Here is a 1,144-nt window from a genome sequence, read left to right as displayed (position 1 = left end):
GAACACGATGTGTACGGGCCGACTCAGTCCTGCTCGGACTCGGCGGACTGGTCCCGGCGGGCTGGGTGGCGAGGACCCCTACGGACACCGCCCTAGGCACCGAGTAGCGCCAGGAGACCGCTCGGCAGCCCGAACCTGGTGGCTACGGCAGCGACGCCAGGCGGTACAAGGAGCGAAGTGCCTGACCCTCACGCAGCGTCGCCGCATGGTCAGGAACATGGAGGAACCCTTGACCGTGGGACGCGTGGCCAAGCTGGCGGGCGTGAGCGTCCGCACATTGCATCACTACGACGAGATCAGGGGGCGCGCCGACCAGACAAAATCGACGGCGCATCCCTTCGCTACGGGCCGGGGTCGGTGGGCAGCCGGTAGCCTGCGCGCCTACTACGTGAAGTCGAATGCGAGCAGGCCGTCTATCGACCCGGTCTCGACGATCGAGAGCACTGAACCCTTCACCTTCTGGTGCTCGGGGTGTGGCAGGTATGTGTCCCGCGCCGTTTCATCGACGAACGTCATGCAGAAGCCGTGTGTGTACCCGCGACCGATTCCCTCCGGTGACGAGTATGGGCCCCACGTGTACGAGAGAATGCCGGGGATCTTCGACTGGAGCGCTCCGATCTCCTCGAAGACGCGCTTGATCTCACCGGCGGGAACGTCCTCACGAACGCGGAGGAGGCCGATGTGTGTGACACGCTCGGGCCTGGCGCTGTCGGCGGGTGTGGTGGACATTTGATCTCCTGTTTGCGTCAAAGAGAGGCTTTTTGACGGGCGTCGGTCATACGTCCGCAGGGATAGCCACGGTTGGCGAGGGAGGCCAGGGGTACGCGCTCAGACGTTCGTGCTCATCGCCGTCGATCCCAGACTGGTCCTACTACATGTCAGCCGTACAGTCTCGCCATGCGCCCAGCCGGTGGCGCTGCGGCAGCAGGCGCCGGCCGTGTACCTGTTGCTACGGCGTTCCATCTGGAGCGGGCGTGCATTCGGTGATCTCGGTCGTATCCGGGCCCGCCGGGCTACCGCGCAGGGCTGCAACCGCCGGATGAACGGGCGGATGGTCCGGCACTCCGGAGGATCGGCCTTTAGCGAACTCCGTACGCAAGACCGGAACGACCTCCTCACCGAGGAGATCGAGCTGCTCAAGAAC

Annotated in this window: 1 protein-coding gene and 2 pseudogenes; 1 reads left to right on the top strand and 2 read right to left on the bottom strand. The window is 65.2% G+C overall.

Annotated features, from left to right (window positions below; genetic code table 11):
• Positions 1–7: 7 nt before the first annotated feature.
• Positions 8–268 (top strand): annotated as a pseudogene (locus tag ACFW2E_RS47485) (hypothetical protein); the annotation flags it as partial.
• Between the two features lie 116 nt (positions 269–384).
• Here ACFW2E_RS47485 and ACFW2E_RS47480 read toward each other — a convergent pair.
• Both ACFW2E_RS47480 and ACFW2E_RS47475 read right to left on the bottom strand, forming a co-directional pair.
• Complete coding sequence (locus ACFW2E_RS47480; RefSeq protein ID WP_384478538.1) at positions 385–729, bottom strand: Dabb family protein; 345 nt, start codon at positions 727–729, stop codon at positions 385–387.
• Positions 730–949: 220 nt separating this feature from the next.
• Positions 950–1,144 (bottom strand): annotated as a pseudogene (locus ACFW2E_RS47475) (hypothetical protein); the annotation flags it as partial.

The organism is Streptomyces sp. NPDC058964 (assembly GCF_042741275.1).
Taxonomy (GTDB): domain Bacteria; phylum Actinomycetota; class Actinomycetes; order Streptomycetales; family Streptomycetaceae; genus Streptomyces.
Note: the sequence above shows the minus strand (reverse complement) of the source record. Positions and strands in the feature narration are given on the sequence as shown.